General features: G+C 61.9%; 25 protein-coding genes. 11 read left to right on the top strand and 14 right to left on the bottom strand.

Going from position 1 to position 24,031, the window contains the following annotated elements; genetic code table 11:
* Window positions 1-19: 19 nt before the first annotated feature.
* From FB009_RS15085 to FB009_RS15075, 3 genes are all read right to left on the bottom strand, one after another.
* Complete coding sequence (locus tag FB009_RS15085; protein ID WP_012066770.1) at window positions 20-946, bottom strand: prephenate/arogenate dehydrogenase family protein; 927 nt, start codon at window positions 944-946, stop codon at window positions 20-22.
* The gene (gene hisC, locus FB009_RS15080) at window positions 943-2,049 is read right to left on the bottom strand and encodes a histidinol-phosphate transaminase (RefSeq protein WP_012066771.1); all 1,107 of its coding nucleotides are present in this window, start codon (window positions 2,047-2,049) and stop codon (window positions 943-945) included. Before hisC ends, FB009_RS15085 begins: the two co-directional genes overlap by 4 nt.
* Window positions 2,050-2,154: 105 nt before the next feature.
* Window positions 2,155-2,907 (bottom strand): class I SAM-dependent methyltransferase, encoded by a 753-nt coding sequence (locus tag FB009_RS15075; protein ID WP_012066772.1) that lies wholly within the window; start codon window positions 2,905-2,907, stop codon window positions 2,155-2,157.
* Window positions 2,908-3,005: 98 nt separating this feature from the next.
* Here FB009_RS15075 and gloB point away from each other — a divergent pair, with 98 nt between their 5' ends.
* Together gloB and FB009_RS15065 are read left to right on the top strand one after the other, a co-directional pair.
* Window positions 3,006-3,776, top strand: a complete 771-nt coding sequence (gene gloB, locus FB009_RS15070) for a hydroxyacylglutathione hydrolase (RefSeq protein WP_012066773.1) — start codon at window positions 3,006-3,008, stop codon at window positions 3,774-3,776.
* Window positions 3,776-4,240, top strand: a complete 465-nt coding sequence (locus tag FB009_RS15065; protein WP_012066774.1) for a cupin domain-containing protein — start codon at window positions 3,776-3,778, stop codon at window positions 4,238-4,240. The genes gloB and FB009_RS15065 overlap by 1 nt, the downstream gene beginning before the upstream one ends.
* Window positions 4,241-4,303: 63 nt before the next feature.
* Here FB009_RS15065 and yddG read toward each other — a convergent pair whose 3' ends face one another.
* Window positions 4,304-5,194, bottom strand: coding sequence for an aromatic amino acid exporter YddG (yddG, locus tag FB009_RS15060; RefSeq protein WP_012066775.1), 891 nt, complete (start codon window positions 5,192-5,194; stop codon window positions 4,304-4,306).
* 136 nt (window positions 5,195-5,330) lie between these two features.
* Window positions 5,331-6,122, bottom strand: a complete 792-nt coding sequence (locus FB009_RS15055; protein ID WP_018011273.1) for a DUF3108 domain-containing protein — start codon at window positions 6,120-6,122, stop codon at window positions 5,331-5,333.
* A gap of 413 nt (window positions 6,123-6,535) precedes the next feature.
* Here FB009_RS15055 and rpmB point away from each other — a divergent pair, with 413 nt between their 5' ends.
* Window positions 6,536-6,826, top strand: coding sequence for a 50S ribosomal protein L28 (rpmB, locus tag FB009_RS15050; protein WP_012066777.1), 291 nt, complete (start codon window positions 6,536-6,538; stop codon window positions 6,824-6,826).
* Window positions 6,827-6,961: 135 nt separating this feature from the next.
* A complete protein-coding gene (locus tag FB009_RS15045; RefSeq protein WP_012066778.1) occupies window positions 6,962-7,600 on the top strand; it encodes a VUT family protein in 639 nt (212 codons plus the stop codon).
* A 46-nt stretch (window positions 7,601-7,646) separates the two neighbouring features.
* Here FB009_RS15045 and FB009_RS15040 read toward each other — a convergent pair whose 3' ends face one another.
* The 4 genes from FB009_RS15040 to FB009_RS15025 all read right to left on the bottom strand — a co-directional run bounded on the left by FB009_RS15040 (window position 7,647) and on the right by FB009_RS15025 (window position 12,463).
* The gene (locus FB009_RS15040) at window positions 7,647-8,639 is read right to left on the bottom strand and encodes an esterase-like activity of phytase family protein (RefSeq protein WP_012066779.1); all 993 of its coding nucleotides are present in this window, start codon (window positions 8,637-8,639) and stop codon (window positions 7,647-7,649) included.
* A gap of 82 nt (window positions 8,640-8,721) precedes the next feature.
* Window positions 8,722-10,617 carry a cobaltochelatase subunit CobT gene (gene cobT / locus FB009_RS15035; RefSeq protein WP_012066780.1) on the bottom strand — a complete coding sequence of 632 codons (1,896 nt, stop codon included), beginning with the start codon at window positions 10,615-10,617 and terminating at the stop codon, window positions 8,722-8,724.
* A gap of 139 nt (window positions 10,618-10,756) precedes the next feature.
* Entirely contained in the window at window positions 10,757-11,752 is a 996-nt protein-coding gene (cobS, locus tag FB009_RS15030; protein ID WP_012066781.1) for a cobaltochelatase subunit CobS, read from the bottom strand.
* 75 nt (window positions 11,753-11,827) lie between these two features.
* Window positions 11,828-12,463 (bottom strand): J domain-containing protein, encoded by a 636-nt coding sequence (locus FB009_RS15025; RefSeq protein WP_012066782.1) that lies wholly within the window; start codon window positions 12,461-12,463, stop codon window positions 11,828-11,830.
* 140 nt (window positions 12,464-12,603) lie between these two features.
* Here FB009_RS15025 and FB009_RS15020 point away from each other — a divergent pair, with 140 nt between their 5' ends.
* Complete coding sequence (locus tag FB009_RS15020; protein ID WP_012066783.1) at window positions 12,604-12,885, top strand: BolA family protein; 282 nt, start codon at window positions 12,604-12,606, stop codon at window positions 12,883-12,885.
* 21 nt (window positions 12,886-12,906) lie between these two features.
* Here FB009_RS15020 and FB009_RS15015 read toward each other — a convergent pair whose 3' ends face one another.
* From FB009_RS15015 to FB009_RS15005, 3 genes are read right to left on the bottom strand one after another with little or no spacing between them, the layout of a single operon-like run.
* Window positions 12,907-14,211: an HlyC/CorC family transporter gene (locus tag FB009_RS15015; protein WP_012066784.1), complete on the bottom strand. Its 1,305-nt coding sequence runs from the start codon at window positions 14,209-14,211 to the stop codon at window positions 12,907-12,909.
* Entirely contained in the window at window positions 14,208-15,341 is a 1,134-nt protein-coding gene (aroB, locus tag FB009_RS15010) for a 3-dehydroquinate synthase (RefSeq protein ID WP_028054226.1), read from the bottom strand. Before aroB ends, FB009_RS15015 begins: the two co-directional genes overlap by 4 nt.
* A 5-nt stretch (window positions 15,342-15,346) precedes the next feature.
* Complete coding sequence (locus FB009_RS15005) at window positions 15,347-15,925, bottom strand: shikimate kinase (RefSeq protein WP_145161656.1); 579 nt, start codon at window positions 15,923-15,925, stop codon at window positions 15,347-15,349.
* 327 nt (window positions 15,926-16,252) lie between these two features.
* On the opposite strand from FB009_RS15005, the gene FB009_RS14995 reads away from it, so the two are divergent.
* From FB009_RS14995 to FB009_RS14975, 5 genes are all read left to right on the top strand, one after another.
* Window positions 16,253-16,402, top strand: a complete 150-nt coding sequence (locus tag FB009_RS14995) for a hypothetical protein (protein WP_012066787.1) — start codon at window positions 16,253-16,255, stop codon at window positions 16,400-16,402.
* Window positions 16,399-17,340 carry a site-specific tyrosine recombinase XerD gene (gene xerD, locus FB009_RS14990; protein ID WP_012066788.1) on the top strand — a complete coding sequence of 314 codons (942 nt, stop codon included), beginning with the start codon at window positions 16,399-16,401 and terminating at the stop codon, window positions 17,338-17,340. Before FB009_RS14995 ends, xerD begins: the two co-directional genes overlap by 4 nt.
* A gap of 63 nt (window positions 17,341-17,403) precedes the next feature.
* A complete protein-coding gene (locus FB009_RS14985; RefSeq protein ID WP_018011281.1) occupies window positions 17,404-18,357 on the top strand; it encodes an acetyl-CoA carboxylase carboxyltransferase subunit alpha in 954 nt (317 codons plus the stop codon).
* 265 nt (window positions 18,358-18,622) lie between these two features.
* Window positions 18,623-20,044 carry a L,D-transpeptidase family protein gene (locus FB009_RS14980; RefSeq protein ID WP_026160936.1) on the top strand — a complete coding sequence of 474 codons (1,422 nt, stop codon included), beginning with the start codon at window positions 18,623-18,625 and terminating at the stop codon, window positions 20,042-20,044.
* Complete coding sequence (locus FB009_RS14975; protein WP_012066791.1) at window positions 20,044-20,280, top strand: sulfurtransferase TusA family protein; 237 nt, start codon at window positions 20,044-20,046, stop codon at window positions 20,278-20,280. The genes FB009_RS14980 and FB009_RS14975 overlap by 1 nt, the downstream gene beginning before the upstream one ends.
* 69 nt (window positions 20,281-20,349) lie before the next feature.
* Here FB009_RS14975 and FB009_RS14970 read toward each other — a convergent pair whose 3' ends face one another.
* Entirely contained in the window at window positions 20,350-21,498 is a 1,149-nt protein-coding gene (locus FB009_RS14970; RefSeq protein WP_012066792.1) for a CobW family GTP-binding protein, read from the bottom strand.
* Window positions 21,499-21,510: 12 nt separating this feature from the next.
* Window positions 21,511-22,599, bottom strand: coding sequence for a D-alanyl-D-alanine carboxypeptidase family protein (locus tag FB009_RS14965; RefSeq protein ID WP_145161653.1), 1,089 nt, complete (start codon window positions 22,597-22,599; stop codon window positions 21,511-21,513).
* A 247-nt stretch (window positions 22,600-22,846) separates the two neighbouring features.
* On the opposite strand from FB009_RS14965, the gene FB009_RS14960 reads away from it, so the two are divergent.
* A complete protein-coding gene (locus tag FB009_RS14960) occupies window positions 22,847-24,010 on the top strand; it encodes a M20 aminoacylase family protein (protein WP_012066794.1) in 1,164 nt (387 codons plus the stop codon).
* The last annotated feature ends 21 nt before the right edge of the window (window positions 24,011-24,031 follow it).

The raw sequence follows: 24,031 nt of genomic DNA, 5'->3' as shown, positions 1-24,031 counted from the left end.
GATAGCGGAACGCCGTGGCCTACTTCTGATCCATCGCGTGCCGGCCGAAGTCGGGCATAGCGGTATCCTGACCGGCCTGGATGATCGAGCGGCGTATCGCCCGCGTACGGGTGAAGAGATCGAAAAGCTTGTCGCCGTCGCCCCAGCGGATCGCGCGCTGCAGGGAGGCGAGATCTTCGGAGAAGCGGGCAAGCATTTCGAGGATCGCCTCCTTGTTGTGCAGGCAGACGTCGCGCCACATGGTCGGATCGGAGGCCGCGAGGCGGGTGAAGTCGCGAAAGCCCGAGGCCGAGTATTTGATAACCTCGGACTCAGTCACCGTCTCGAGGTCGTCGGCGGTGCCGACGATATTGTAAGCGATGATGTGCGGAAGATGCGATACGATCGCCAGCACCTTGTCGTGGTGCTCGGGATCCATCTCGTCCACCATCGAGCCGAGCGTTTCCCAGAAGAGCCTGAGCCTGGCGACGGCCTCGTCATTCGTGCCGGTGGGCGGCGTCAGAATGCACCAGCGGCCACGAAAGAGACCCGCAAAGCCCGCATCCGGACCTGAGTGCTCGGTGCCGGCAATAGGATGGCCGGGAACGAAATGGACGTTTTCAGGCAGATGCGGGGCCATCTGGGCGATGACCGAGCCCTTGGTCGAGCCGACATCGGTGACGATCGCCCCCGGTTTCAGATGGGCCGCGATTTCCGCAGCGACCGCCCCGGAGGCACCGACAGGCACCGACACGATAACGAGGTCAGCGCCCTTTACCGCCTCGGCCGCCGAAAGCGTGTAAAGATCGCCGAGGCTCAATTCGCTTGCACGCTTCAGCGTCGCTTCGCTGCGGGTCGTAACCACTACCCGACCGGCAAGCTGCTTCTCACGGATATCCCGCGCAATCGACGATCCGATCAAACCGACGCCGATCAGAGCGATGGTTTCGAACTGCTGAGCCATCATTTCCGTCCCATGAATTCAGTCAGCGCCGCAACGACGCCCTCGTTCGCTTCTTTCGTGCCTATCGTCATTCTCAGCGCATTGGGAAAACCGTAGGCGCCGACGGCACGCAAGATGAAACCGCGGCTTGTCAGATAGGAATCCGCATCGCCGGCAGACATGCCGGCTTCTGCCGGAAAATGGATCAGCACGAAGTTCGTCACCGACGGCGTAACGCGGAGGCCGATTTTCGTCAGCGCCTGACTGACGATTGCCAGCCATTTTTGATTGTGGTCGCCCGCCTCGGCAATAAAGGCCTGATCGCGGATTGCCGCGGCGCCGGCGGCGATCGCCGGAGCATTCAGGTTGAAGGGGCCGCGCACGCGGTCCAACGCCTCCACCACGTCGCGCGGCGCATACATCCAGCCGATGCGCAAACCCGCGAGGCCGTAGATTTTCGAGAAGGTTCGCGTCATCACGACATTGCGGTTGGAGGATACGAGCTCAAGCCCGGCTTCATAGTCGTTGCGCCTGACATATTCCGCATAGGCGGCATCGAGCACCAGCAGAGCGCCGGCCGGCAAAGCCGCATGCAGGCGCCGGACTTCGTCCACCGGGACATAGGTGCCGGTCGGATTGCCCGGGTTGGCTATGAACACGATCCTCGTCCGTTCGGTGACGGCCGCGATGATCGCATCGACATCGACGCGCTCGTCCCTTTCGCTGACCGTGACGGGCGTCCCGCCGGAGGCAGCGATCTGGATCCTGTAGACCAGAAAACCATGCTGGGTGACGATCCCCTCGTCGCCAGGGCCGAGATAGGTCTGGCAGAGAAGACCGAGCAGTTCGTCCGACCCGTTTCCGCACAGGATATTGGCGGCATTCAGCCCATGAACGGCAGCGATCGCTTCCTTCAACGCATTCGCCTGACCGTCCGGGTAGCGTTCGAGATTGAAAGCTGCCTTCTGGAAAGCCTCGATCGCGCGCGGGCTCGCGCCGAGAGGCGTTTCGTTCGACGAAAGCTTGTGCACCTTGGCAAGACCGGGCGCTATTTCCTTGCCGGGCACGTAGGCGGCGATGTCCAGAATGCCGGAACGCGGCTCAGGGCTTTTCAGGGCAAGATTCATCGGACCAGCTTTCACGGGGAGAATGCGGTCCAGCCAATACCGGGGACGGTGGAGTTTGTCGAGTGCGGCCGTGGCATGCTGGCGGCCTCCGCTGTGTCGGTTTCCCTATGGTCGGCTGCGCGTGCTGGGTATGCCGCGCGGGGCGAGCACCGGCACAAAGACGCGCCGCGAGGCACGCGCCGCCACGGGCAGGCCCTGATAAAGCCGTTTCTGCGCCTCGACGATGATCACGCCCGAAAAGGCGGGCCAGAGCGAACGACCAAACCGTTCGAGGCCGTGGCGCAGCCGAAGTGCAAGCTTGCGTTTCGAGGGCGGAAAGAACAGCGCTTCCGAGGTGGCGCCGGGCGTGAAGTTCGTTTCGCGCAGAAGCGCAGTCAATTGTCCGCGCGAATAGGGCCGCCCCGAGCCGAAAGGCGTGTGCTCCATCTGCGCCCACACCCCGCGGCGGTTCGGCACCACGATGATCAGGCGTCCGCCGGGCGCCAGGACACGCCAGATCTCCTTCATCGTCTCGCGCGGGCTCTCGGCAAACTCAAGAGAATGGACCATCAATACGCGATCGATCGAGGAATCCGGCAATGGCAGTTCTTCATCGAAAACCAGTGCCGTCGAAGAAAGGTCCGCGACCGGCCAGTTCACTGCACCCTGGCCGGCCGGCATGAAGGCGAAGGTCCGCTCCGTATCGGCACGGAAGCGCTCCAGATACGGTACGGCGTAACCAAGCCCGAGGAGTCTCTCTTCAGGCAGCCGTGCCCAGATTGAAGCAAGCGCCGCGCTGACCGATTGCTCCGCCATTCGGCCGAGCTCGGAGTGGTAGAATTGGCGGAGATCGACGATATCGGTGTGCATGGACGACATGTTAGACTCGAAGCGGTAGACTTCAAGGCGAGCCTCGCTACATTCGATCGAACGGGATCGCCCCGTCCCGATAACCGGCACCGATCGGAGGACCAATCATGGCCGCCCTCGAACTCGACCTCTTCCTCTGCCGCACCGACAATTACGGTGTGCTCCTCCACGATCGGCTGAGCGGCGCGACGGCATCGATCGACGCACCGGAAGAAAGACCGATCCTCGACGCGCTCGAACGGCGCAGCTGGCAACTGACGCACATCCTCACAACGCATCACCATGGCGACCATGTGGCCGGCAATATCGGTCTGAAGGAACGCTTCGGCGTGACCATCATCGGTCCGAAGAACGAGTCTCCGAAGATCCCTGGTATTGACAGAAGCGTGGGCCATGGCGACCGCTTCGACTTCGCCGGCCACCCAGTCGAGGTCATCGAAACGCCGGGACATACGGCCGGCCACGTCTGCTACCATTTCCCTGAGGACAAGCTGCTTTTCGCCGCCGATACGCTTTTTGCTCTGGGATGCGGCCGTCTGTTCGAAGGAACGCCCGAAACGATGTGGCAGTCGCTGAGCCGACTGATGGCGCTACCGGATGACACGGCCATTTACTTCGGCCACGAATACACGCTCGCAAACGCGCGTTTCGCCGTCACCGTCGATCCGGAAAACACGGCGCTGAAGGAACGAGCGGCCGAGATCGAGGAGACGCGATCGGACGGCGGATTCACTGCGCCCACAACCATGGGCCTTGAAAAGCGGACGAACCCGTTCCTGCGCGCCGATGATCCAAAGATCCGCGCCTTTCTGGGCATGGACAAGGCGAGCGATGCCGCCGTCTTCGCAGAAATACGCAAACGCAAGGACAGTTTTTGATGACGACCCGGGAGATGACGGCGGCAGCCATTATCGAAACCCTGAGGCTCGCGCGGCATCCTGAGGGTGGCTGGTATGGCGAGACATTCCGCGACGCCGACGGCGGTCCGCGCGGTCACTCAACGGCCATATACTACCTGCTCGAGCGGGGCGACCGATCGCACTGGCACCGCGTTCGCGATGCCGCAGAGGTCTGGCACTACTACGCCGGCGCGCCGCTCGAACTTAGCATTGGCGAACCAGGCAGGCCCCCTTCTCAGGTCCGGCTGGGCTCAGACATTCCCGCCGGAGAACGGCCGCAGCATGTCGTCCCCGCCAACTGGTGGCAATCCGCCGCTTCGCTCGGAGACTGGACGCTCGTCGGCTGCACCGTTGCCCCCGGGTTTGATTTTACCGTCTTCGAGATGGCGCCCCCGGAATGGCAGCCGCCTGACGCACACAAAGGGGCTCAAGTGAACGGGTGAGCGGATTCTTGCCCCTATTCGACCATCGGGGTGAGGGTTGAATCCGAAGAGGGGAAATTCGCTTTACTCCGCGGGTTGCGTCGTGGCCCTGCCCTTGCGGAAGATCATGTCCTTCGCCGCAAGGACGGCGCCGCCCGTGACCAGGAGACAGGCAGCCACAATTCGCCAGGAAGGCTCGGCGAAGCCGAACAGGATGAGGATCAGGGTCGAAAGCACCGGCGCCGCATAGCTCGCGACGCCCAGAAACTGGATATCGCCGTTCTTCACGCCGTGGTCCCACGCATAGAATGCTGCACCGACGGGAAGCAGGCCGAGCCCAGCCACCGCGAGCCACTCGAAGAGTGTCTCGGGCCAGACCGTCGTTTCAAGTCCTAAATGGCAGAGGAGGGACAGCGCGGACGTGGCAAGACAGAAACCGGTGACGACATCCGTCGAAACCGCGTCGAAGCAGCGTGTGATCAACGAATAGCCGGACCAGGTGAAGGCACAGAGGAATGCCGCGCCGTAGCCGAGTGCATAGGCGTCGTCGAAGGCGATGCCGTTGCGCGCCACGATGAGGATTGTTCCGACGAGCCCTGCCAGGGCGCCGGCGATATGGTGCCAGCCAAGCTTTTCGCCCGGCAACAGCGCGGAGCCGACGACGATGAAGAGCGGCCAGAGGTAAGCGATGAGCCCCGCCTCCACGGCCGGCGCGTTGCGGAGCGCCGTGAAATACAGAAAATGATAGCCGAAAAGACCTGCAATGCCGGTGATCCAGACTTTTGCCGGTTGCCTCAGAAGCGGGAGGCGCTCAGGCTTCGACGCAAGAACGAAAATGCCCGGCAGGCTGCCTATGAGAAAACAGATAGCCGAAAGCTGAAACGGCGGCATCTTGCCGGACGCGGCAGTAAAAAGCGCCAGCAGCGACCACATGAGGATCGCGGCGAAACCGATCAGCGTAGCCTTGAACTTCATTCCTGCCTCCTCACGCGGCGAATCAGCTTCGGCGGTCGCCGATAGCTCGATCGCAACTTTCACTGATCTATCGCGCTTCCTGGATTGTCGAAAGGGGCGCCACAGGTGGACAAGGCGGATCGCACCCCCGCGGGCCTCAATCGCCGAATCGCGTCGCCGACACCGTGACAGGGCCAATCTTCGTCGGTATGCGCGCATAGACCGGCGCATAGACGTCTACGCCGTTCGCTTTCGCATACCAGATCTCCATGGTTCCCAGGCGGCGCAGATATTCGACGTCCTCGCGTCCTTTACGATATCCGGCCTTCGGCACGAAGCGGATGCCGCAGACGATGACCTCCCCCTCGAATCCCCTCGTTTTGAAGTTTCTAGTCCCCTTCGGCGAAAGCCTTATGTCGAGTCGCGATTCGCCATCGAAGATCGGCAGGGTGTTGGGGCAGACCCGGGCCTTGGCCGGGATGATCAGGCCCGAGAGCGGATCCAGCACGTTTCGCATATCCCGGCTGGTGACCGGCACCCAGTTCTTTGGCAAAGGGCTACGCTTCGGGACCATGCTTGATCGCACGACATTGCCGTTGCGAAAACTCACATTGATGGCCCGGCCCTTCCGCCCACTACGATAGGACATGGAATATTCGCTGGCCCGTAGATGATCTCGGTCGATCACCCCCGAGACGCGAGTCTGCCCGGTCGTGTGGCTGATGATATCCGCGAGCCCTGAGGAATTCAGCGTTCCGGAGATCGTGTAGCGATTCTTTTCGACCTCGGTGTGGAACGATGCGCGCGCCAGAGGCAGGCCGGCAAGCCTGATACTGTAATCCGTCTGATGCGACACCTCCGCAGCGAGCGGAGCTGTGGAAAACATCATGGCGGCCAGGAGTGCCGGCGCGCGAAATCCAATGCACAACTTCATGCCCGAAAGCCCCATTCTCTCGTGCATGGTCCCCGATACCGGAATGGCTCGAAACGGATCCATGCAGCAGTTCACAGTGTTGCAGCGACTCGACGTTTCCGACGATAGCGTATTTATGCCGCAAACACCTGAGATGCGGGCGGTTTGCGGCATTTCTGCGCCCGCCGGAAATCTGGCGCAGTCCTCATGGAAAAGATAGCCTATCGGCCGCACTCTTGGAATGCGCCTGGCGTACCCGAACGGCCGTGCTAGACACGGAAAGACAGCCGAAACTGCCGCATTCGCCAGGGAATGCGAAGGATTGACTTGACTGGCGAGCCACCTGTGACTATAGAACCGCGACTTTCCAATAATGGCCAACAGGAACGCGGCCTGGGCTCTAGGCCCGCTACCGCATTGTCCGGCGGCGATAAGAGAATAGGTGTACCATGTCCCGTAGTTGCGAATTGACCGGCAAGGGCGTCCAGTCGGGCAACAATGTCAGCCATGCCAACAACAAGACCAAGCGCAAGTTCCTCCCGAACCTGTGCAACGTCACGCTGATTTCCGATGCTCTCGGCCAGCGCTTCCGCCTGCGCGTTTCCGCTGCGGCTCTCCGCTCGGTCGAACACCGCGGCGGCCTCGACGCCTTCCTGCTGAAGGCCGACGAGACCGAACTCAGCATGCGCGCTCGCCTGCTGCGTCGTCAGATCGTCAAGAAGGCTGCCGAAGCCGCCTGATAGCGCCGGTACGTCTGAGTAGACCATGAAGAGGCTTGCGGGTTCGCCCGGCGAGCCTTTTTCTCGTGTCGTCAAATCGCCGCGCAAGCACTGCCTGCGTATCCCTCAACTGGTGGCATAACCCAGGATAAAAAAATGCTGATCAACCGTATGTTCTACCTCTATGTGGCGCTGATGACCCTGGTGGTCGTGGCATCGAACTTCCTCGTTCAATATCCGCTCCCCGGCTCCATCGCCGGCATGCAACTGGGCGATCTCCTGACCTGGGGCGCCTTCAGTTATCCCTTCGCATTCCTCGTCACCGACCTGACGAATCGCCAGTTCGGACCCAGGATCGCGCGACGCGTCGTTGTAGCCGGCTTCGCGGTCGCCGTCCTGCTCTCCGTCCTTGCTGCAACGCCGCGTATCGCCATCGCCTCCGGTTCGGCTTTTCTGCTTGGGCAGCTCCTGGACATCTCTATCTTCAACAGGCTTCGGCGCCAGACCTGGTGGCATGCGCCGCTCGCGGGTTCGCTCATCGGCTCGGGCCTCGACACGGCGATGTTCTTTTCCTTCGCCTTTGCGCCGTTCTTCGTCTTCTTCGGTCCGAATGACGGTTTCGCGCTGGAAGCCGCTCCGGTGCTGGGTCTGCTCAGCGTCGATGCACCGCGCTGGATCTCCTGGGCGCTTGGCGATCTCGCGGTCAAGATTGTCTGCGGTATCGTCCTGCTGCTTCCCTATGGCGCGCTGATGAGCGTCGTTAAACCCATGCCCGCAGCAAAGGCCACGGCCTGAAAGAACGTCGACTGAAAAGCGTCTTTACGGGCCATCCGGCCCCGTTTCATTTGACGAGCCGGAATTCGAGCATCAGGTTCCGCTCGAGAATGGAGTGGTTATCGTCGGAAACGACGACAATCCGGATCTCGCCATCAGGCAGGGCGATGACGTCGAGCGCTTCCATATTGTCGATCTGATAGCCCATATCGGCCTCGAGCATCACGTCACCGTCGACGACTGCGCCCGGACGGATGTCGGCTCCAGCGATACGGCGGATGCGCATGCCGAGACCCGAGGCGAAATTGAAACGGCGTTCGAGGAGGAGCAGGTCGCCGTCCGGCAGGAAAGCCCCGTCAGTCACGGCATAGGGATCCGCACGCACGACCGCGAAGGCGCCCTTCATCGGCCCCTCCAGTATCCCCGCGAAGAGATTGTCAGACCTGTCGACACTGCGCTCGGATACGATCACGGCGGCGCCGCGCAAAGCGCCGTCCTTCGGCGCTATCGCAATGGTCTCGATGCCGCCATTGCTGCGCAATTCCTCAACAGGAAACGGCAGAGCCATCTGGCCGACCGGCTTCGCTTCGGCAAACCCCGGATAGGGATAGACCTCGATGCGCGGCGACTGCTCGAAGCTGACGATCGCCTGCCCCTCTCGCAAAGCCAGCCCCTCGGAATCGACCCGCCATTTCTCGAGCTGGGCTTCGCCGTTCGCATCGGTTATCGATGTGACCGTCAGATCGGTTAGCCCCTCGAGCCCGCCGGCATCGTCGCGGATGACGGCTCCCTTGACCCAGTGACCCGTATCCATGACTGCGACGAAGGATTGACCGTCGGGCAGGAATCGGATTGCCGAGAGCGCGCCGAACAATGGATTGGCCGACGTCATCTCGATGCCGCCGATGAACTCGAGGGCGCCGAACAGCCTCTCGTTGGACCCGACCCTGAATTGCGATATTTGCCGGCTCTTGACCGGAACGATCTCGCGCGCCGGCTCCGCGCGCGCGGCCGCGGCCGAGATCAGCATGAATAACACGGCGAAATGTCGGCAGAACATCTGAGCAATGACCTTACGCGGGGCAGCCGCTGCCGGACCGGAGCGGCACCCGTCGAGGGGGAATCCGGCGCGGCCGGCTTGATTAACCGGCTCGACGCGCCCCGCCCGGGCGGCGGCGCGTACTCTCGTCCTCGAAGAGGGCTGCAAGCTGCTCCGTCATCGCTCCCGCGAGTTCGTCCGCATCGACGATCGTCACGGCGCGGCGATAATAGCGTGTGACGTCGTGCCCGATGCCGATCGCAAGCAACTCGACCGGAGAGCGCGTTTCGATCTGCTCGATAACGGCGCGCAGATGGCGTTCGAGGTAATTTCCGGGGTTCACCGAAAGGGTCGAATCGTCGACCGGCGCGCCATCCGAGATCATCATGAGAATGCGTCTTTGCTCGGACCGTGCCAGGAGCCGGTCATGCGCCCACATCAGCGCCTCGCCGTCGATGTTCTCCTTGAGCAGTCCCTCGCGCATCATCAGACCGAGATTGCGCCGTGCGCGGCGCCATGGCGCGTCAGCGGACTTATAGATGATGTGCCTGAGGTCGTTGAGGCGGCCCGGCGACTGGGGCTTGCCGCCGGCAAGCCATTTCTCGCGCGACTGTCCGCCCTTCCAGGCCTTTGTCGTGAATCCGAGGATTTCGACCTTCACGCCGCAACGCTCGAGCGTTCGCGCAAGAATGTCGGCGCAGGTGGCTGCTACCGTGATCGGACGCCCGCGCATGGAGCCGGAATTGTCTATCAGCAGCGTGACGACCGTGTCGCGGAAATTGGTATCCTTCTCCCTCTTGAAGGAAAGCGGCTGCATAGGATCGATGATGATGCGCTGCAGCCGGGCCGTGTCGAGATACCCCTCCTCGAGATCGAACTCCCAGGACCGGTTCTGCTGCGCCATCAGGCGGCGCTGCAGGCGATTGGCGAGGCGCCCCACTGCACCCTGCAGATGGGCGAGCTGCTTGTCGAGAAAAGCGCGCAGCCTGTCGAGCTCCGCCTCGTCGCAGAGCTCTTCCGAGGCAATCGTTTCGTCGAAATCCCGGGTATAGACGGAATAATCCACCTTCTCGTTGAAATCCGCGAAGGGATGGTTCGGCCGCTTGACCTCGCCCGGCGTTTCGCTGTCCTCGTCGCCTTCGTCCTGAAGGTCGTCGTCGGAAATTTCCGCGCCGTCCATTTCGCCATCTTCCATCTGCTCCTCGGCAGACTGGTTTTCCTCGGCAGGGGCGGCATCGGAGCCCTGCTCTTCGTCGCTGGCGTTTTCGTCCTGCTCCTGACTGCGCGGCTGGTCCTCGTCGGTCTCGCTCTCCTGTTCGTCCGGCTCGCTATCGTCGTCGCCGTATTTCTCGGCAACGTCCATCGAAGACAGCATGTCGCGCACGACGCGGGCAAAAGCCTGCTGATCGTTGACCGTACCGGCAAGGTTGCGCATGTCGCTGCCGGCCTTCTGCTCAATGAACTCACGCCAGAGGTCGAGGACCTGGCCGGCCGATTCCGGCGGCTTCTCGCCGGTCAGCTTCTCGCGCACGAGCAGCGCCACCGCCTCCTCGAGCGGCGCATCCGCCTGGGCATTGATTGCCGAGAAATTCGCCTTGGCGTATTTCTCCTGGAGCATGGAGGAGAGATTGTCGGCCACACCCGGCATCCTGAGAGCGCCGATCGCCTCGACGCGCGCCTGCTCGACCGCATCGAAGATCGCTCGGGCGTCCGCCCCCTGCGGCGACATCGTCGCATGGACTCGAGCATCGTGGCAGGCCTTGCGCAGCGCCATGGAATCGCCAAGGCCCCGCGCCACTGCCAGCTCCTGACGGGTCGGGCGTTTGGAGAGTTCCGGCAGCCGAATGCGCTCGGCTGTCATTCCCGGCCGCTCATTGGCAAAAGCGACCTCAAGCTCCGCATCGCCGGCGATGGACCTGACGCAGCCGGAGAGCGCCCGCTTGAACGGTTCGGCGGCGTTTTCCCTCGTATTCGGTTTCGCCTTGGAATTCGAACTCACTGCAATTCCTTCTCCAGCCGGATTCGGACGCTATCCGAGCACATCGACTATAATGATAGGAGCGGAATCTGCATAAAAAACAATCCCTCCCGCTCCAGGGAAGCAGTCCGGCTTCTCACGGAAACCGGCGCTTGAAGGCTCAGGCGGTCGCTTCCAGCACGATATTGGCAGCGCTCTCCTTGAGTTCGACGCCGAAAGCGCGCTGATAATGCTCGGCGACCAGCGCCCGCTCCAGTTCGTCGCACTTGTTGAGGAACGTCACGCGGAAGGCGAAGGCGATGTCGCCGAAGATATAGGCATTTTCGGCCCAGGTGATGACGGTACGAGGGCTCATGACCGTCGACAGGTCGCCATTGATGAAGGCGGCACGCGTCAGGTCGGCCACACGAACCATCTTCGACACGGTCTCGCGCCCCTTGTCGGCAGTGAAACCCTTGACCTTGGCGGCAACGATGTCGACTTCCTTGTCGTGCGGCAAATAGTTGAGCGTCGTCACGATCGACCAGCGGTCCATCTGGGCCTGGTTGATCTGCTGGGTACCGTGATAGAGACCGGTCGTGTCGCCGAGGCCGACGGTATTGGCGGTCGCAAACAGACGGAAGGCCGGATGCGGACGGATGACGCGGCTCTGGTCGAGCAGCGTCAGGCGGCCGGAGGCCTCGAGCACGCGCTGAATGACGAACATCACGTCCGGGCGGCCGGCATCATATTCGTCGAAGACGAGCGCGACATTGTGTTGATAGGCCCAGGGCAGTATCCCGTCCTTGAACTCGGTGACCTGAAGCCCGTCCTTGACGACGATGGCGTCCTTTCCGACGAGATCGATGCGGCTCACATGACTGTCGAGATTGACGCGCACGCATGGCCAGTTGAGACGCGCCGCTACCTGCTCGATATGGGTCGATTTACCGGTGCCATGGTAGCCCGAGACCATCACGCGCCGGTTGTGGGCGAAGCCGGCAAGAATGGCGAGCGTCGTATCACGGTCGAAGAGATAGTCCTGATCGATATCGGGTACATACGCATCGCCCTTCGAATAGGCCGGAACGCGCAAATCGGTGTCGATGCCGAAAACCTCCCGGACCGAGACGGTCGTGTCGGGAAGGTTGGAAATGTCGAGGTCAATCTTGCTCATCATAACTCCAGAGCGGCCGCCGGACGGCACCCGCGCATTCGCCTGCAAACTGTGCTTCTGTCATAATCCGCGTTGTTAGCAGAAACCAGCCTGTTTTAACAATTGATAGGCTTGAATCACCGCCCGAAAGCGGTCTTCCGATCCCCTGTCTCCGCCATTCGCGTCGGGATGGTGCTTCTTCACGAGCTCCTTATAGGCCGCCTTTATGTCGGCCGAGGTCGCCGAGGCTGCAAGCCCCAGCGTCTCGAAAGCCTTGGCCTCGAGCGTCTTCAACTTCCGCATGCGCGGCTCGTGCCGTGCCTGGCGGGCCCGTGCCTCGTTGAAAAAGCCGAAGGGATCGCGCATGCGCGCCTGCGCGCCGGCCGTGCCGGAGCGCGTCTGCGACTGTGTCGGAGCGTTACGCGCATTCTTGTTGACGCCCACCGTCCAGGTCGGACGGTGTCCGGTGACCGCTTCCTTCTGGTAGCGGGCGATCTCGGTGTCCGAAAGGCCGGAGAAATAATTATAGCCTTTGTTGTATGCCTTCACATGCTCGAAACAGAACATGAAATACTCGCCCTCGGCATTGCGTCCCACGGGCGCCCGATGGACTGCCGTCTCGTCGCATCCATCCCACTGGCATAGCGGCGCAGACGGCTCCACGCGCGCTTGGCCCCGGGGGCGCGTCCGGATGCGGTCGAAATATTTAGAATCGAGCTTCATGACGCACATTATGGGGTTTGCAGAGGGCCACAACAAGAATTGACAAAGCGGAATGTTGCTGGCTTTGTGCGGGCATTTTGCATCGTTTGGGGTAGCGCCGCCGTCCCGTTCTATCCCGTGCAGCAAAACAGGAAGATGGGGCTGAAAATATGTCGCTGCGACGCCATATCGAAGACAAGCTTACGGAAGCCTTCCATCCCGAGCGGCTGATGGTGATCAATGAGAGTCATCAGCATGCCGGGCATCAGCCGGGGTTCGACGGCGGCGGCGAGACGCATATGCGCATCCGCATCGTTGCGAGCGCCTTCGCCGGCATGAGTCGTGTGGCGCGCCACCGCGCCATCAACGACCTGTTGAAACCGGAACTCGATGCCGGTCTTCATGCCCTGGCAGTGGAACCGGCTGCGCCCGGCGAGCCGACGCGCTGGTGAGTGAACCAACGCGCTGGCAAGCTAACCGACCTGCCCCTCGTCCTCGGCGGCGCGGATTCGCAATTTGGTGATCCGGTTTTTAACCCGCTTCATCACGGTGAAGCGCTTGCCGTAGAACGTGAAAGCCTGCCGCTCTTCCGGAATGCTCTTGGATTCATGGATCACGAGGCCGGCAACCGTCGTCGCCTCTTCGTCCGGCAATGACCAATCGAGCGCGCGATTGAGATCGCGGATCGGCACGGAACCATCGACCACGATCGATCCGTCGGCTTCCTGACGCACGCCTTGAATGTCGATGTCGTGCTCGTCGGCAATGTCGCCGACAATCTCCTCGAGAATATCCTCCAGCGTGACAAGCCCCTGCACCTGACCATATTCGTCGACGACGATGGCAAGATGCAGCTTGCGGCGAAGGAACGCATTGAGCTGGTCCTTGAGATTGGTCGAGTCCGGAACGAACCACGGCTTTTGCGCGATCTTGACGATATCGAGCGTCTCAGGTTCCACATTCGGTTCGGCCAGCGCCCGGAGCAGATCTTTGGAATGGACGACGCCGATGATGTTGTCGGCGGATCCGCGCCACAATGGCAGGCGCGTAAACGGACTTTCGAGGATTTCGCGCACGCAGGTCTCGGGCGGATCATCCGCGTTGATCGCCCGCATGGAGGTGCGATGGATCATGATGTCGGAAACCTCGAGTTCGCCGAGATCGAGCACTCCGCCCAGCCGGTCGCGGTCCGCCTTGATGACCGATCCCTCCCGATGAAGCAGGTTGACGGCACCGCGCAGTTCTTCATGCGCCGACAGCATCGGCAGGTCGGATGAAAGGTTGACGCCGAAGAGGTGCAGGATGCGGCGAACGATCGCGTTGACGAGGGAGGATATCGGTCCGACGACGACAACGAAGGGACGGACCAGAGGCGCAACCGCCAGCGCGAACCGATCCGGCGATGCGATCGCCCAGCTTTTTGGCAGCACCTCGGAGAAGATGACGAGCAGGACCGTCATGGCGACGGTGGCGATCGCCACGCCGGAATCGCCGAAGAGGCCGATCAGAAGGCTCGTCGTCAACGACGAAGCGAGAATGTTGACGAGATTATTGCCGATGAGCAGCGTCCCGATCAGACGGTCGCGCCGCTCGATCAAATTGTTGACGATACCGGCACGCTCGTCACCGTTGTTTTCCAGCGTGTGCATGCGCGAGCGCGAAGCCGCGGTCAGTGCGGTCTCCGAACCGGAAAAAAACGCCGAAATGACGAGAAGGCAGATAACGGAAAGCAGCGACAGCCAGTAGTCGGCCAGAAAGGCAAGGATAACATCGGTCATCGCGGGATCCTTTCCTCAAGAAAGCTTAGGACCTCCGAGGAGGGCACGTCATCCGCGATGAAGGACTGTCCGATGCCCCTGGTGAGAATGAAGGTGAACTTGCCTCCCTTTACCTTCTTGTCCTGGGCGATCGCCTCCAGCAGTCGATCGGCGGGCGGCAACATACCGGGAATGTCGGCCATGCGTGTCGGGAGGCCGACCGTCTTCAGATGCATTTCCACGCGCCGCGCATCGTCGGGACTCGCAATGTTCATCCGGGCCGAGAACTCGTGCGCCAGAACCATACCGATCGCAACGCCCTCCCCGTGCACCAGCCGTTTGCTGTCGTATCCGGTGGCGGCTTCCAGGGCATGACCGAAGGTGTGGCCGAGATTGAGCAGCGCACGCAGCCCGTTTTCGCGCTCATCCGCGGCGACGACGTCGGCTTTCGCCTGGCAGCTGACGGCGATCGCCTCGATCCGGGCGGGTCCGCCGGCAAACACGGCCTGCCAGTTCTGCTCAAGCCATTCGAAGAAATCCGGCTTGTCGATCAGGCCGTATTTCACGACCTCGGCATAGCCTGCACGGAATTCGCGCGGGCTGAGCGTGTCGAGCGCGGCGGTGTCGGCGAGAACGAGGTCCGGCTGGTGGAAAACGCCGATCAGGTTTTTGCCGTGCGGCGAATTGATGCCGGTCTTGCCGCCGACGGAGGAATCGACCTGCGCCAGCAGCGATGTCGGGATCTGGATGAAGCGAGAGCCGCGGCGGACGATACCAGCGGCGAAGCCGGTGAGATCGCCGATCACGCCGCCACCGAGCGCGATCACCGCGTCGTTACGCTCTATTCTGGCACCCAGGACCGCTTCGCAAACCGGGATCAGGTGCTCGAAGCTCTTGGTCTTCTCACCCGCCGGCAGAATCAGGGAGACCGGATCCATGCCGCTTCCCGCAAGGCTCGCCATCAACGGTTCGAGATAGCGCGGCGCAACATTCTCGTCGGTGATGACCGCCATCTTCCGGCCCTTGAGCCGCGAGGCGATCTCCCCGCCCGCGGCGGCGATCAGGCCGGGGCCGATGAGGATATCGTAGGAACGCTCCGCAAGATCGACGCGGACCTTACGCTCGGCGGCTGGCATCACATCGCTGGTCATGGGTTTCATGCTTTCTGGTGATCGGCGATGGCGGCGAGAACCTCCTCGACCATCGCTTCTTTTTTCACATCGCGCGAAAGGACCGTCAGATCCGCCTCGGCATAGATCGGATAGCGCGCGCGCATCAGGTTTTCGAGCGTCTGCTTCGGGTTCTCGGTCTTCAGAAGCGGCCGGGTGTCGCGTTTGTTCACCCGCTCCCAGAGAACGTCGAGCTCGGCATTGAGCCAGACCGTCAGGCCGCCCCTTTTGATATGCCGCCGCGAGCGTTCGTTGATATAGGCGCCGCCGCCGGTCGACACCACCCGAGGACCCGACCTGAGCAGGCGCTTCAGCACGCGAGCCTCGAGCGCCCGGAATTCTTCCTCGCCGTAGGTCGCGAAGAGATCGCTGATCGTCATGCGCGAGACGCGCGCTATCTCGTGGTCGGAATCGACGAAGGGGACGCCAAGCGCCTGCGCGGTCAGACGCCCGATTGCCGATTTACCTGCCCCCATGAGGCCTATGAAAACGAGATTGCGCTTACCGAGGGCGCGCTTGGCCCTTTCGACCAGCGTCGCGGAAACCGGTTCGGTCACATCGTTCATTGCACTTCAATTTCCCCATTCCCCCCCGGTATCGACAAATCGGGGTGGAGCGTCAAGTCGCAGGCGTTGGGGGCCACCTCGGACGATCAATGGGACATGGTCTCACGACCGGCAGAGCTGGTGCTATGCGAAATCCGGCAAAGGCGAGCGATCGCTGGCGCATTCAGGGCCGTGGTTTGTCTTCTTGAACTCTCCGGCGGAGCCGTTCATATAGTTCACGCACCCGCTGCAGCCTTCGTCCATGAACGTGCCGCAGCACATCGAACGGCTGCATGGCCCGTCCGCGAAACGGATCCGGTGTCCCGGTGCCATGCAGAGGAGACCGAAATGCCCACCCTCTTCCGCTTCCTGTTCATCTGCGCCGTCGCGGCCGGCATGATCTATGGCTCGATGGTGGCGCTCGTCACCTTCGTCGACCCGGTTGAGCGGGACGTTACGGTGCGCATTCCCTCGGAACGGATCAACAAGCCGCAATGACGGATCTGTCGGGAGCACACCTCGAAGCCTTCCTGGAAATGATGAGCGCCGAGCGCGGAGCGGCCGTGAACACGCTGCAATCCTATGAGCGGGACCTCAGGGACGCGCGTTCTTTCCTGCGCTCGCGCGGCGTGGGGCTTGTCGACGCCTCGGCCGACGATCTCCGAAGCTATCTCTCCCACCTCACGGGTGAGGGCTTCAAATCGTCGTCGCAAGCCCGGCGGCTGTCGGCCCTCAGGCAATTCTACAAGTTTCTCTATGCGGAGGGGCTGCGCACGGATGAGCCGACCGGCATCCTTGACGCGCCGAAGAAAAACCGCGCGCTTCCCAAGACGCTCAGCATCGAAGACGTCACAAGGCTGATCGGCCAGGCGGAGACGGAAGCAGAAAAGGGCGGTGAGGACGCCGTCGCGAAGCTGCGCATGCACGCACTGATCGAACTCCTCTACGCGACCGGCATGCGCGTCAGCGAGCTCGTTTCGCTGCCGGCGAGCGTGCTTGCGCAAGACGGGCGTTTCCTCATAATTCGCGGCAAGGGTAACAAGGAAAGGCTCGTACCGTTGTCGCAGACGGCGATCCGGGCTATGCGGGCCTATGGCCAAGCACTGCACAGAGAGGCCGACGGCGCCGATAGCCCCTGGTTGTTCCCCTCCTATGGCAGGAACGGGTATCTGCCGCGGCAGGTCTTCGCCCGCGACCTCAAGAGCCTCGCCGCACGTGCCGGAATTCGCGTCGCGGCGATCTCTCCGCACGTGCTGCGACACGCCTTCGCGAGCCATCTTCTCGCCAACGGCGCCGACCTTCGCGCCGTGCAGGAACTGCTCGGCCATTCGGACATTTCCACCACACAAATCTATACGCATGTGCTGGAAGAACGGCTTCACGACCTCGTGCAAAGCCATCACCCCCTTGCCAAACAGGCGAAAAAGCAGGATTAGGTCCGCCTAACGGAATGGATTGGCAGGGCGACCCCTGTCGAAAAATGATCGGAAACGCATCTGATGCACAATTATCTCGACTTCGAAAAACCCATCTCTGATCTCGAAGGCAAGATTCTCGAACTGAAGAAACTCGCCAGCGAAGACGAGAGCGTCAACACATCAGACGAGATTGCCCGATTGGAAGGGCGCGTCCGCGATGCGATGGTTGAGATCTATTCCAAGTTGTCCCCCTGGCAGAAGACTCAAGTCGCACGCCACCCCTCGCGTCCGCATTTCCTCGATTATGCGTCACGCCTCTTCACCGAGTTCACCCCGCTGGCCGGCGACCGGAACTTTGCCAATGACGATGCAATCCAGGCCGGGCTCGCCCGATTCCGCGGCGCGCCCGTCGCCGTCATCGGTCAGGAGAAGGGCAACGACACCAAGTCGCGGATCAAGCACAATTTCGGCAGCCCTCGACCGGAAGGCTATCGCAAGGCAACACGGATCATGGAGATGGCCGACCGTTTCGGCCTGCCGCTGATCACGCTGGTCGATACCGCGGGCGCCTATCCAGGTGTTAACGCGGAGGAGCGCGGCCAGGCCGAAGCGATCGCGCGCTCGACCGAAATGTGCCTCAACGTCAAGGTGCCGATCGTCACAGTGGTCATTGGAGAGGGCGGCTCAGGCGGCGCAATAGCCATTGCAACAGGCAACCGCGTCTACATGCTGGAACATGCGATCTATAGCGTGATCTCACCGGAAGGTGCTGCCTCGATCCTTTGGCGCGACTCGACGCGAGCCAAGGAGGCCGCGAGCAACATGAAGATCACCGCCGAAGACTTGAAGTCACTCGGCGTCATCGATGGAATAATTCCGGAGCCGATCGGCGGGGCCCATCGCGATCCGGACGCGGTCATCAGCCGCACCGAAGCCGTGATCGGCGATGCCCTCAAAGAGCTGTCCGCACGCAGTGGCGACGAATTGCGGTCCGACCGGCGGCAGAAATATCTGAACATCGGCCGTAATCTCTGAAAACCCTGGGAAAAAGCTCCGTCTTATCGCTCGTATCTGGCTTGTTCCGATCTGAACCATCGCGATTATCGGGAGCGTTCGACAACCGGATTTGGACTATGGCCAAATCTTGGCCATATTCATGCGGTCATGAGAGATGGCCATTCGCAGGGGGCGCCTGCACGGTTAAGATTTCGTGAAGAATAATGACGTACTGATTCGTTGACGCCTGTCCTTCCTGGAAGAGGCGTGCACGGATGGAATGTGGCTAGAACGGGCTTTGCTGATGCGTTTCAGGAACCTTATCCTCACCGTCGCTGTCGCAGCCGCTCTTGCGGGCTGCACCAACGAAACGCTCGATTCCGTAAACCTGTCCTCCGTCAAGAACAAGACCGAGTACCAGCTCTCCGGCAAGATGGTCAGCAAGATGCGAGAGCTGGGGATGCAGAAGACATCCCCGATCCTGCTGCGCATTTTCAAGGAAGAAGGTACGCTGGAAGTCTGGAAAGCGAACACGGCCAACCGCTTCCAGCTTTTGAAAAGCTATAAGATCTGCGCCTGGTCCGGTAAGCTTGGGCCGAAGGTGAAGGAGGGAGACCGGCAGGCCCCGGAGGGCTTCTATCCGCTCTATCCGCGTCAGCTCAACCCCAATTCGAGCTATTATCTTGCCATCAATACCGGCTACCCGAACACCTATGACAAGGCCAACGGTCGCACCGGTACGCATCTGATGATCCATGGCGCCTGCTCCTCGTCCGGCTGCTATTCGATGACGGACGAGCAGATCATCGAGATCTTCGCGCTCGCCCGCGATGCGTTCAAAGGTGGTCAGGAAAGCGTGCAGCTGCAGGCCTTCCCTTTCCGCATGACGGCGGAGAACATGGCGCGCCACCGCGACAATCCGAACATCGATTTCTGGAAAATGCTGAAGGTCGGCTACGACCAGTTCGAAGTGACCAAGCGCCCGCCGGCAGTGAATGTCTGCGAGCGGAAATATGTCTTCAACCAGCAGTCCGAGGGCCAGTTCAACGCGACGGCCCAATGCCCGCCAATGTCGACACCGCCGGCGCTGCAGATGGCTATGGCGAGCTACGACAAGGACTTCCGGCGCGACTACGAGAAGGCGTTGAAGAAATACCAGGGCATGGTCTGGTACGAACCGACCGAAGCCGAGCGCAAGGCTGTTGTCGCCGATCAGCGCAAGGGGCGCGAGCTTGCCTACGCGCCGACCGGCAGCTCGCTCGATGCCGGCAAGCTGCTCAAGGTGAGCGAACTCGAAAAGAAGATCGCGGAGCAGAAAGAGGCCGAGGAAGCCAAGCAGGCAGCCTTGATCCAGAAGGAAGCCCTGGAAAAGGCGGCCCGCGAAGGCAAGGGTCTGCCGGTACCTCAGGCCAACCCGCTTGAGCGCTCTGTCGAGCAGGCAGCGGTGCAGCCGGAGCCTGCGAGTAAGTCGCTATGGGGTCTTTTCTCCCGGAACGAGCCGAATGCCTCACCCGTGGCACCGACGGCCGCTTCTCCCGCGCCGCAGGCCCCGCCGCAACCCGCCGCAAACGGGCAACAAGAAGTCCCGCCGGCGCAAGACAAGCCGCAGGTGGCCGCTGCTCCTGCGGCGAATGCGCAGGCGCAGGCCGCCGAGCAGCCCGCGGTTGATCAGGCCCCGATCGATCAGCCGAAGAAGCGCCCGTTCTGGAAAATCTGGGGCAATTGATGCCCGAAGAGGCGAAATTGCGATACGATCTGAGGGGGCTGAAATGCCCCCTTCCCGTTTTGAAAACACGCAAGCGCATGGAAAACATGACGGCTGGCGCTCTCATCGAGATCGAAACCACCGATCCACTGGCCGTTGTCGACATCCCGCATTTCTGCAACGAGGACGGACACCGGCTGGAAAAGGCGGAGCCGGTTTCAGGCGGGCATCGCTTTCTCATCCGCAAGAAGACCTAGCGCTCCAGTTCGTCTCGTCGCAGACGATGGCCCCTGATCTGGAGGGGAATGGGTCGGAAAGACAGCGGCTCAGAACGTCATTCCCGGTACGGCCAGCGGATTGTCGGCGAGCGCCTGTGCGTCCGGCCGATCGATGCGCGGCTTGCCAGTGAAGGCGTCGAAAAGGTCACGCACGAACGCTTCCTCCAGGCCTTTGGTGATCAGCACCATCCGCGTGCGGCGATCGGCCGGGTCAGGCCAGGCGGCAAGCCGCTCCGGAGCGTGAAAGACCGCCTGCACGCCGTGCAGTACCACCGGCCGCTCGGGATTGTCGGCGACAGAAACGATCGCCTTCATGCGGAGAAGCTTTTCGCCATGCGCCGATCGCAGAAGATCGATGAACATCTCCAGCGCCATCGGCTCGATCGGCCGGTCGTGCACGATACTGAAGGAGCGGATGTCCGAGCCATGGCGATTGACGTCGTGGTGATGGTCGTGATGGTGGTGCCCGCCCCCATGGTCGTGACCAGCGCCGTGGTGGTGGTGATGGCCATGATCGGCGTCGGCCTCGTCCTGGAGCCAGCGGCCGACATCGGCGACCTTGGTCGAGGCGTCATAGAGGCCGCAGACGAAGAGTTCGGCCCGGCCCGCCTCCTCCGTATCGCCGTCGATGACGGGCGCGCGCGGGTTGAGATCCCTCAGTCGCGCCTTAAGCCCTCCGAGCCCTCTGCCTTTCGCGAGCCCGGTCTTGCTGATCACCAGCCGGTCGGCAACGGCGACCTGCTTCAGCGCCTCCGGATGATTGGCGATCGTCTGCCCGCCGTTGACAGCATCGACGACGGTGACGACGCCGTCCAGACGGAAGTTCTGGGCAATGACGGGATTGCCGAGGACGGACTGCAGCACCGGCGCCGGATCGGCAAGCCCGGTGGTTTCGATGACGACGCGCTTCAACGGCTTGATACGGCCCGTCTGCATCCGGTCCATGAGATCGGCGAGCGTATCGACAAGCTCACCGCGAACGGTGCAGCACAGGCAGCCGTCGGAAAGCTCGATGACGCCGTCACTTGATGCCTCGACGAGGAGGTGGTCGATCGAGACGTCGCCGAACTCGTTGATGATCACGGCCGTATCTGCAAGCGCCGGATCCTTGAGAACCCGGTTCAGAAGGGTCGTCTTGCCCGCGCCGAGAAAGCCGGTGAGGATCGAGACCGGCACCACCGGCATTGGACCATTCATGAAAGACTCCGTTCAGAAGCTCGGGCGCGGGACCGGAATCGGCACGTCAGCGATCTCGACGGCGTCGCCCTGCGCCGTGGCATTCTTGCCGGCCTTTGCGATCTTGTCGTTGCTGCCCGGCATGAGCCCGGCGAAGGCAAGTTTCAGCGGACGGTCGATCTCGTGAATATAGGGTGAAAGCAGTTTCTGCCGGCCCGCTTCGTCGCGGCCCTCGCTGCGCACCTTCGCTGCCTGCTTGGAGCAGATCTCCCTGCTGACGTCGGCAACGACTTCGCGGCTCTCGCCGTAAGGCGGAATCTCCGCAAGCGAAGGCTTGTCCGTGGCCACCGTCGTCAATGCCTTCTGCAGGAGCCGGGCCGACTCGTCGGCGCGCGCTCCAAGACTGTCTTCGCCAAGCACGACCGAGACCACCCGGCGTCCGGAGCGGACCGCCGAGGAGACCTGATTGAACCCCGAAGCGCAGATGAACCCCGTCTTCATGCCGTCGGCACCCTCGAAACGGCCGATCAGCATGTTGTAGTTGGGATAATCCTTCTTCCCGGTGGTGAAGCCTTCCAGCGCGAAATAGGAGGCATATTGCGGGAATTCGCGCTTCAGCGTGACAGCGAGGACCGCAAGGTCCCGGGCCGTCGTATATTGCCCTTCGCCGGGAAGGCCGTGGGGATTGATGAACCGCGACGACGTCATTCCGATGCGGCGGGCCTCGGCGTTCATCCTCTCGATGAAGGCCTGCTCGGTTCCGCCGACCGTCTCGGCGATCGCAACGGCGACGTCGTTTGCCGACTTGACCAGCATCATCTTCAATGCGCTGTCGAGCGTCATCTTCTGGCCAGGCTTGTAGAACATCTTGCTCGGCGCCTCGGAAGCGGCGTTCTTCGTCATCACGACCGGGCTCTCCAGCGTCAGTTGGTCCGCCTTGATCGCTCTGAACGTGATATAGGCTGTCATCAGCTTGGTCAGCGACGCCGGATACCACTTCTGGAAAATGTCCTGATGCTCGTAGACCTTGAGCGTATCGACGTCGATCACGAGCCGCGGATTGGCAGAAGCGGGAAGCACCGCAGCCAAAAAGATCGCGCAAGCGCCTGCAAGCGTGCCCATCCTGCCTAGCCTGTCACCTACCGACAATCCTGTTATCGCCACAATCCAAACCTCGAAAATCCGCTGTTGCCTCGTATCGTCCCGCTATTTAGCCTATATGGCAAGGAAATGGCAAAGCCCATTCATTTTGGCGGCCGCGTCAATCCACCGCCGGAACACTCCGGCGGCGAGACCTCAGCCGGACGCTCCAGCGCCGGACCTCAGGTTTCGAACCCCATGGAACGAACAGACCGACAGGAAACGAACGATGCCGATTTTGAACCGTGCCGCCGACCTCAAGACCGAAGTGACAGAATGGCGGCGCCACCTGCACCAGAACCCGGAGCTTCTGTTCGCAGTCGAAAACACGGCAGCCTTCGTCGAACGGAAACTGAAGGAATTCGGCGTTGACGAAATCGTGACCGGGCTCGGCCGCACCGGAGTGGTCGGCCTGATCCGTGGCAATCGCGGCCCCGGCCGCACCATCGGGCTCAGGGCCGACATGGATGCTCTGCCGATCACTGAGGCGAGCGGAATGGCCTGGACTTCGAAGACCCCCGGCAAAATGCATGCCTGCGGCCACGACGGGCACACGGCCATGCTGCTTGGCGCGGCGAAATACCTGGCTGAAACGCGGAATTTTGCCGGCAATGTCGCCGTGATCTTCCAGCCGGCCGAGGAAGGCGGCGGCGGCGGAAACGAGATGGTGAAGGACGGCATGATGGAGCGCTTCGCGATCGAGGAAGTCTATGGCATGCACAACATGCCGGGCATGCCGGTCGGCCATTTCGGCAGCCGTGTCGGTCCGATCATGGCCTCAACCGACGAATTCACCATCACGGTCAAGGGCCGCGGCGGACACGCGGCTCAGCCGCACAGGACGATCGACCCGATCGCCATCGGTGCCCAGATCGTCAACGCGCTTCAGACGATCGCCTCGCGCACCGTCGATCCGCTTGCCTCGATCGTCGTCTCCGTCACCAAGTTCAATGCGGGCTTCGCGCACAACGTCATCCCCGAACAGGCCACTCTCGCCGGCACAGTGCGCGCTTTGACGCCGGAGGTGCGGGACATCGGCGAAGTCCGGATCCGCCAGATCGCCGAGAGCATCGCTCTCGCCTATGGCGCCACGGTCGACATCTGGTACGGCCGTAACTATCCGGTGACCGTGAACCACGCCGCCGAAACCGGCCACGCGCTTGCCGTCGCCGCCACGGTTGCCGGCGAAGGCAACGTCGATGAAGCGCTCGATCCGTTGATGGGCGGCGAGGACTTCTCCTACATGCTGCTTTCCCGGCCGGGCGCCTTCGTGTTCATCGGAAATGGCGACACGGCGGGCCTGCATCATCCGGCCTATGACTTCAACGACGAAGTCATCCCGCATGGAATCTCCTATTGGGTGAAACTCGCCGAGGCACGGCTCGCCGCCTGAATAACGGAAAGCGGGAGGGGG

The organism is Sinorhizobium medicae (assembly GCF_007827695.1).
GTDB lineage: Bacteria > Pseudomonadota > Alphaproteobacteria > Rhizobiales > Rhizobiaceae > Sinorhizobium > Sinorhizobium medicae.
This window is presented reverse-complemented; position numbering and strand designations above follow the sequence as displayed.

Coding starts and splice junctions, on each gene's coding strand:
- FB009_RS15085 (WP_012066770.1), bottom strand. CDS start 946: ATGATGGCTCAGCAGTTCGAAACCATCGCTCTGATCGGCGTCGGTTTG.
- hisC (WP_012066771.1), bottom strand. CDS start 2,049: ATGAATCTTGCCCTGAAAAGCCCTGAGCCGCGTTCCGGCATTCTGGAC.
- FB009_RS15075 (WP_012066772.1), bottom strand. CDS start 2,907: ATGTCGTCCATGCACACCGATATCGTCGATCTCCGCCAATTCTACCAC.
- gloB (WP_012066773.1), top strand. CDS start 3,006: ATGGCCGCCCTCGAACTCGACCTCTTCCTCTGCCGCACCGACAATTAC.
- FB009_RS15065 (WP_012066774.1), top strand. CDS start 3,776: ATGACGACCCGGGAGATGACGGCGGCAGCCATTATCGAAACCCTGAGG.
- yddG (WP_012066775.1), bottom strand. CDS start 5,194: ATGAAGTTCAAGGCTACGCTGATCGGTTTCGCCGCGATCCTCATGTGG.
- FB009_RS15055 (WP_018011273.1), bottom strand. CDS start 6,122: ATGGGGCTTTCGGGCATGAAGTTGTGCATTGGATTTCGCGCGCCGGCA.
- rpmB (WP_012066777.1), top strand. CDS start 6,536: ATGTCCCGTAGTTGCGAATTGACCGGCAAGGGCGTCCAGTCGGGCAAC.
- FB009_RS15045 (WP_012066778.1), top strand. CDS start 6,962: ATGCTGATCAACCGTATGTTCTACCTCTATGTGGCGCTGATGACCCTG.
- FB009_RS15040 (WP_012066779.1), bottom strand. CDS start 8,639: ATGTTCTGCCGACATTTCGCCGTGTTATTCATGCTGATCTCGGCCGCG.
- cobS (WP_012066781.1), bottom strand. CDS start 11,752: ATGAGCAAGATTGACCTCGACATTTCCAACCTTCCCGACACGACCGTC.
- FB009_RS15025 (WP_012066782.1), bottom strand. CDS start 12,463: ATGTGCGTCATGAAGCTCGATTCTAAATATTTCGACCGCATCCGGACG.
- FB009_RS15020 (WP_012066783.1), top strand. CDS start 12,604: ATGTCGCTGCGACGCCATATCGAAGACAAGCTTACGGAAGCCTTCCAT.
- FB009_RS15015 (WP_012066784.1), bottom strand. CDS start 14,211: ATGACCGATGTTATCCTTGCCTTTCTGGCCGACTACTGGCTGTCGCTG.
- aroB (WP_028054226.1), bottom strand. CDS start 15,341: ATGACCAGCGATGTGATGCCAGCCGCCGAGCGTAAGGTCCGCGTCGAT.
- FB009_RS15005 (WP_145161656.1), bottom strand. CDS start 15,925: ATGAACGATGTGACCGAACCGGTTTCCGCGACGCTGGTCGAAAGGGCC.
- FB009_RS14995 (WP_012066787.1), top strand. CDS start 16,253: ATGCCCACCCTCTTCCGCTTCCTGTTCATCTGCGCCGTCGCGGCCGGC.
- xerD (WP_012066788.1), top strand. CDS start 16,399: ATGACGGATCTGTCGGGAGCACACCTCGAAGCCTTCCTGGAAATGATG.
- FB009_RS14985 (WP_018011281.1), top strand. CDS start 17,404: ATGCACAATTATCTCGACTTCGAAAAACCCATCTCTGATCTCGAAGGC.
- FB009_RS14980 (WP_026160936.1), top strand. CDS start 18,623: ATGCGTTTCAGGAACCTTATCCTCACCGTCGCTGTCGCAGCCGCTCTT.
- FB009_RS14975 (WP_012066791.1), top strand. CDS start 20,044: ATGCCCGAAGAGGCGAAATTGCGATACGATCTGAGGGGGCTGAAATGC.
- FB009_RS14970 (WP_012066792.1), bottom strand. CDS start 21,498: ATGAATGGTCCAATGCCGGTGGTGCCGGTCTCGATCCTCACCGGCTTT.
- FB009_RS14965 (WP_145161653.1), bottom strand. CDS start 22,599: ATGGGCACGCTTGCAGGCGCTTGCGCGATCTTTTTGGCTGCGGTGCTT.
- FB009_RS14960 (WP_012066794.1), top strand. CDS start 22,847: ATGCCGATTTTGAACCGTGCCGCCGACCTCAAGACCGAAGTGACAGAA.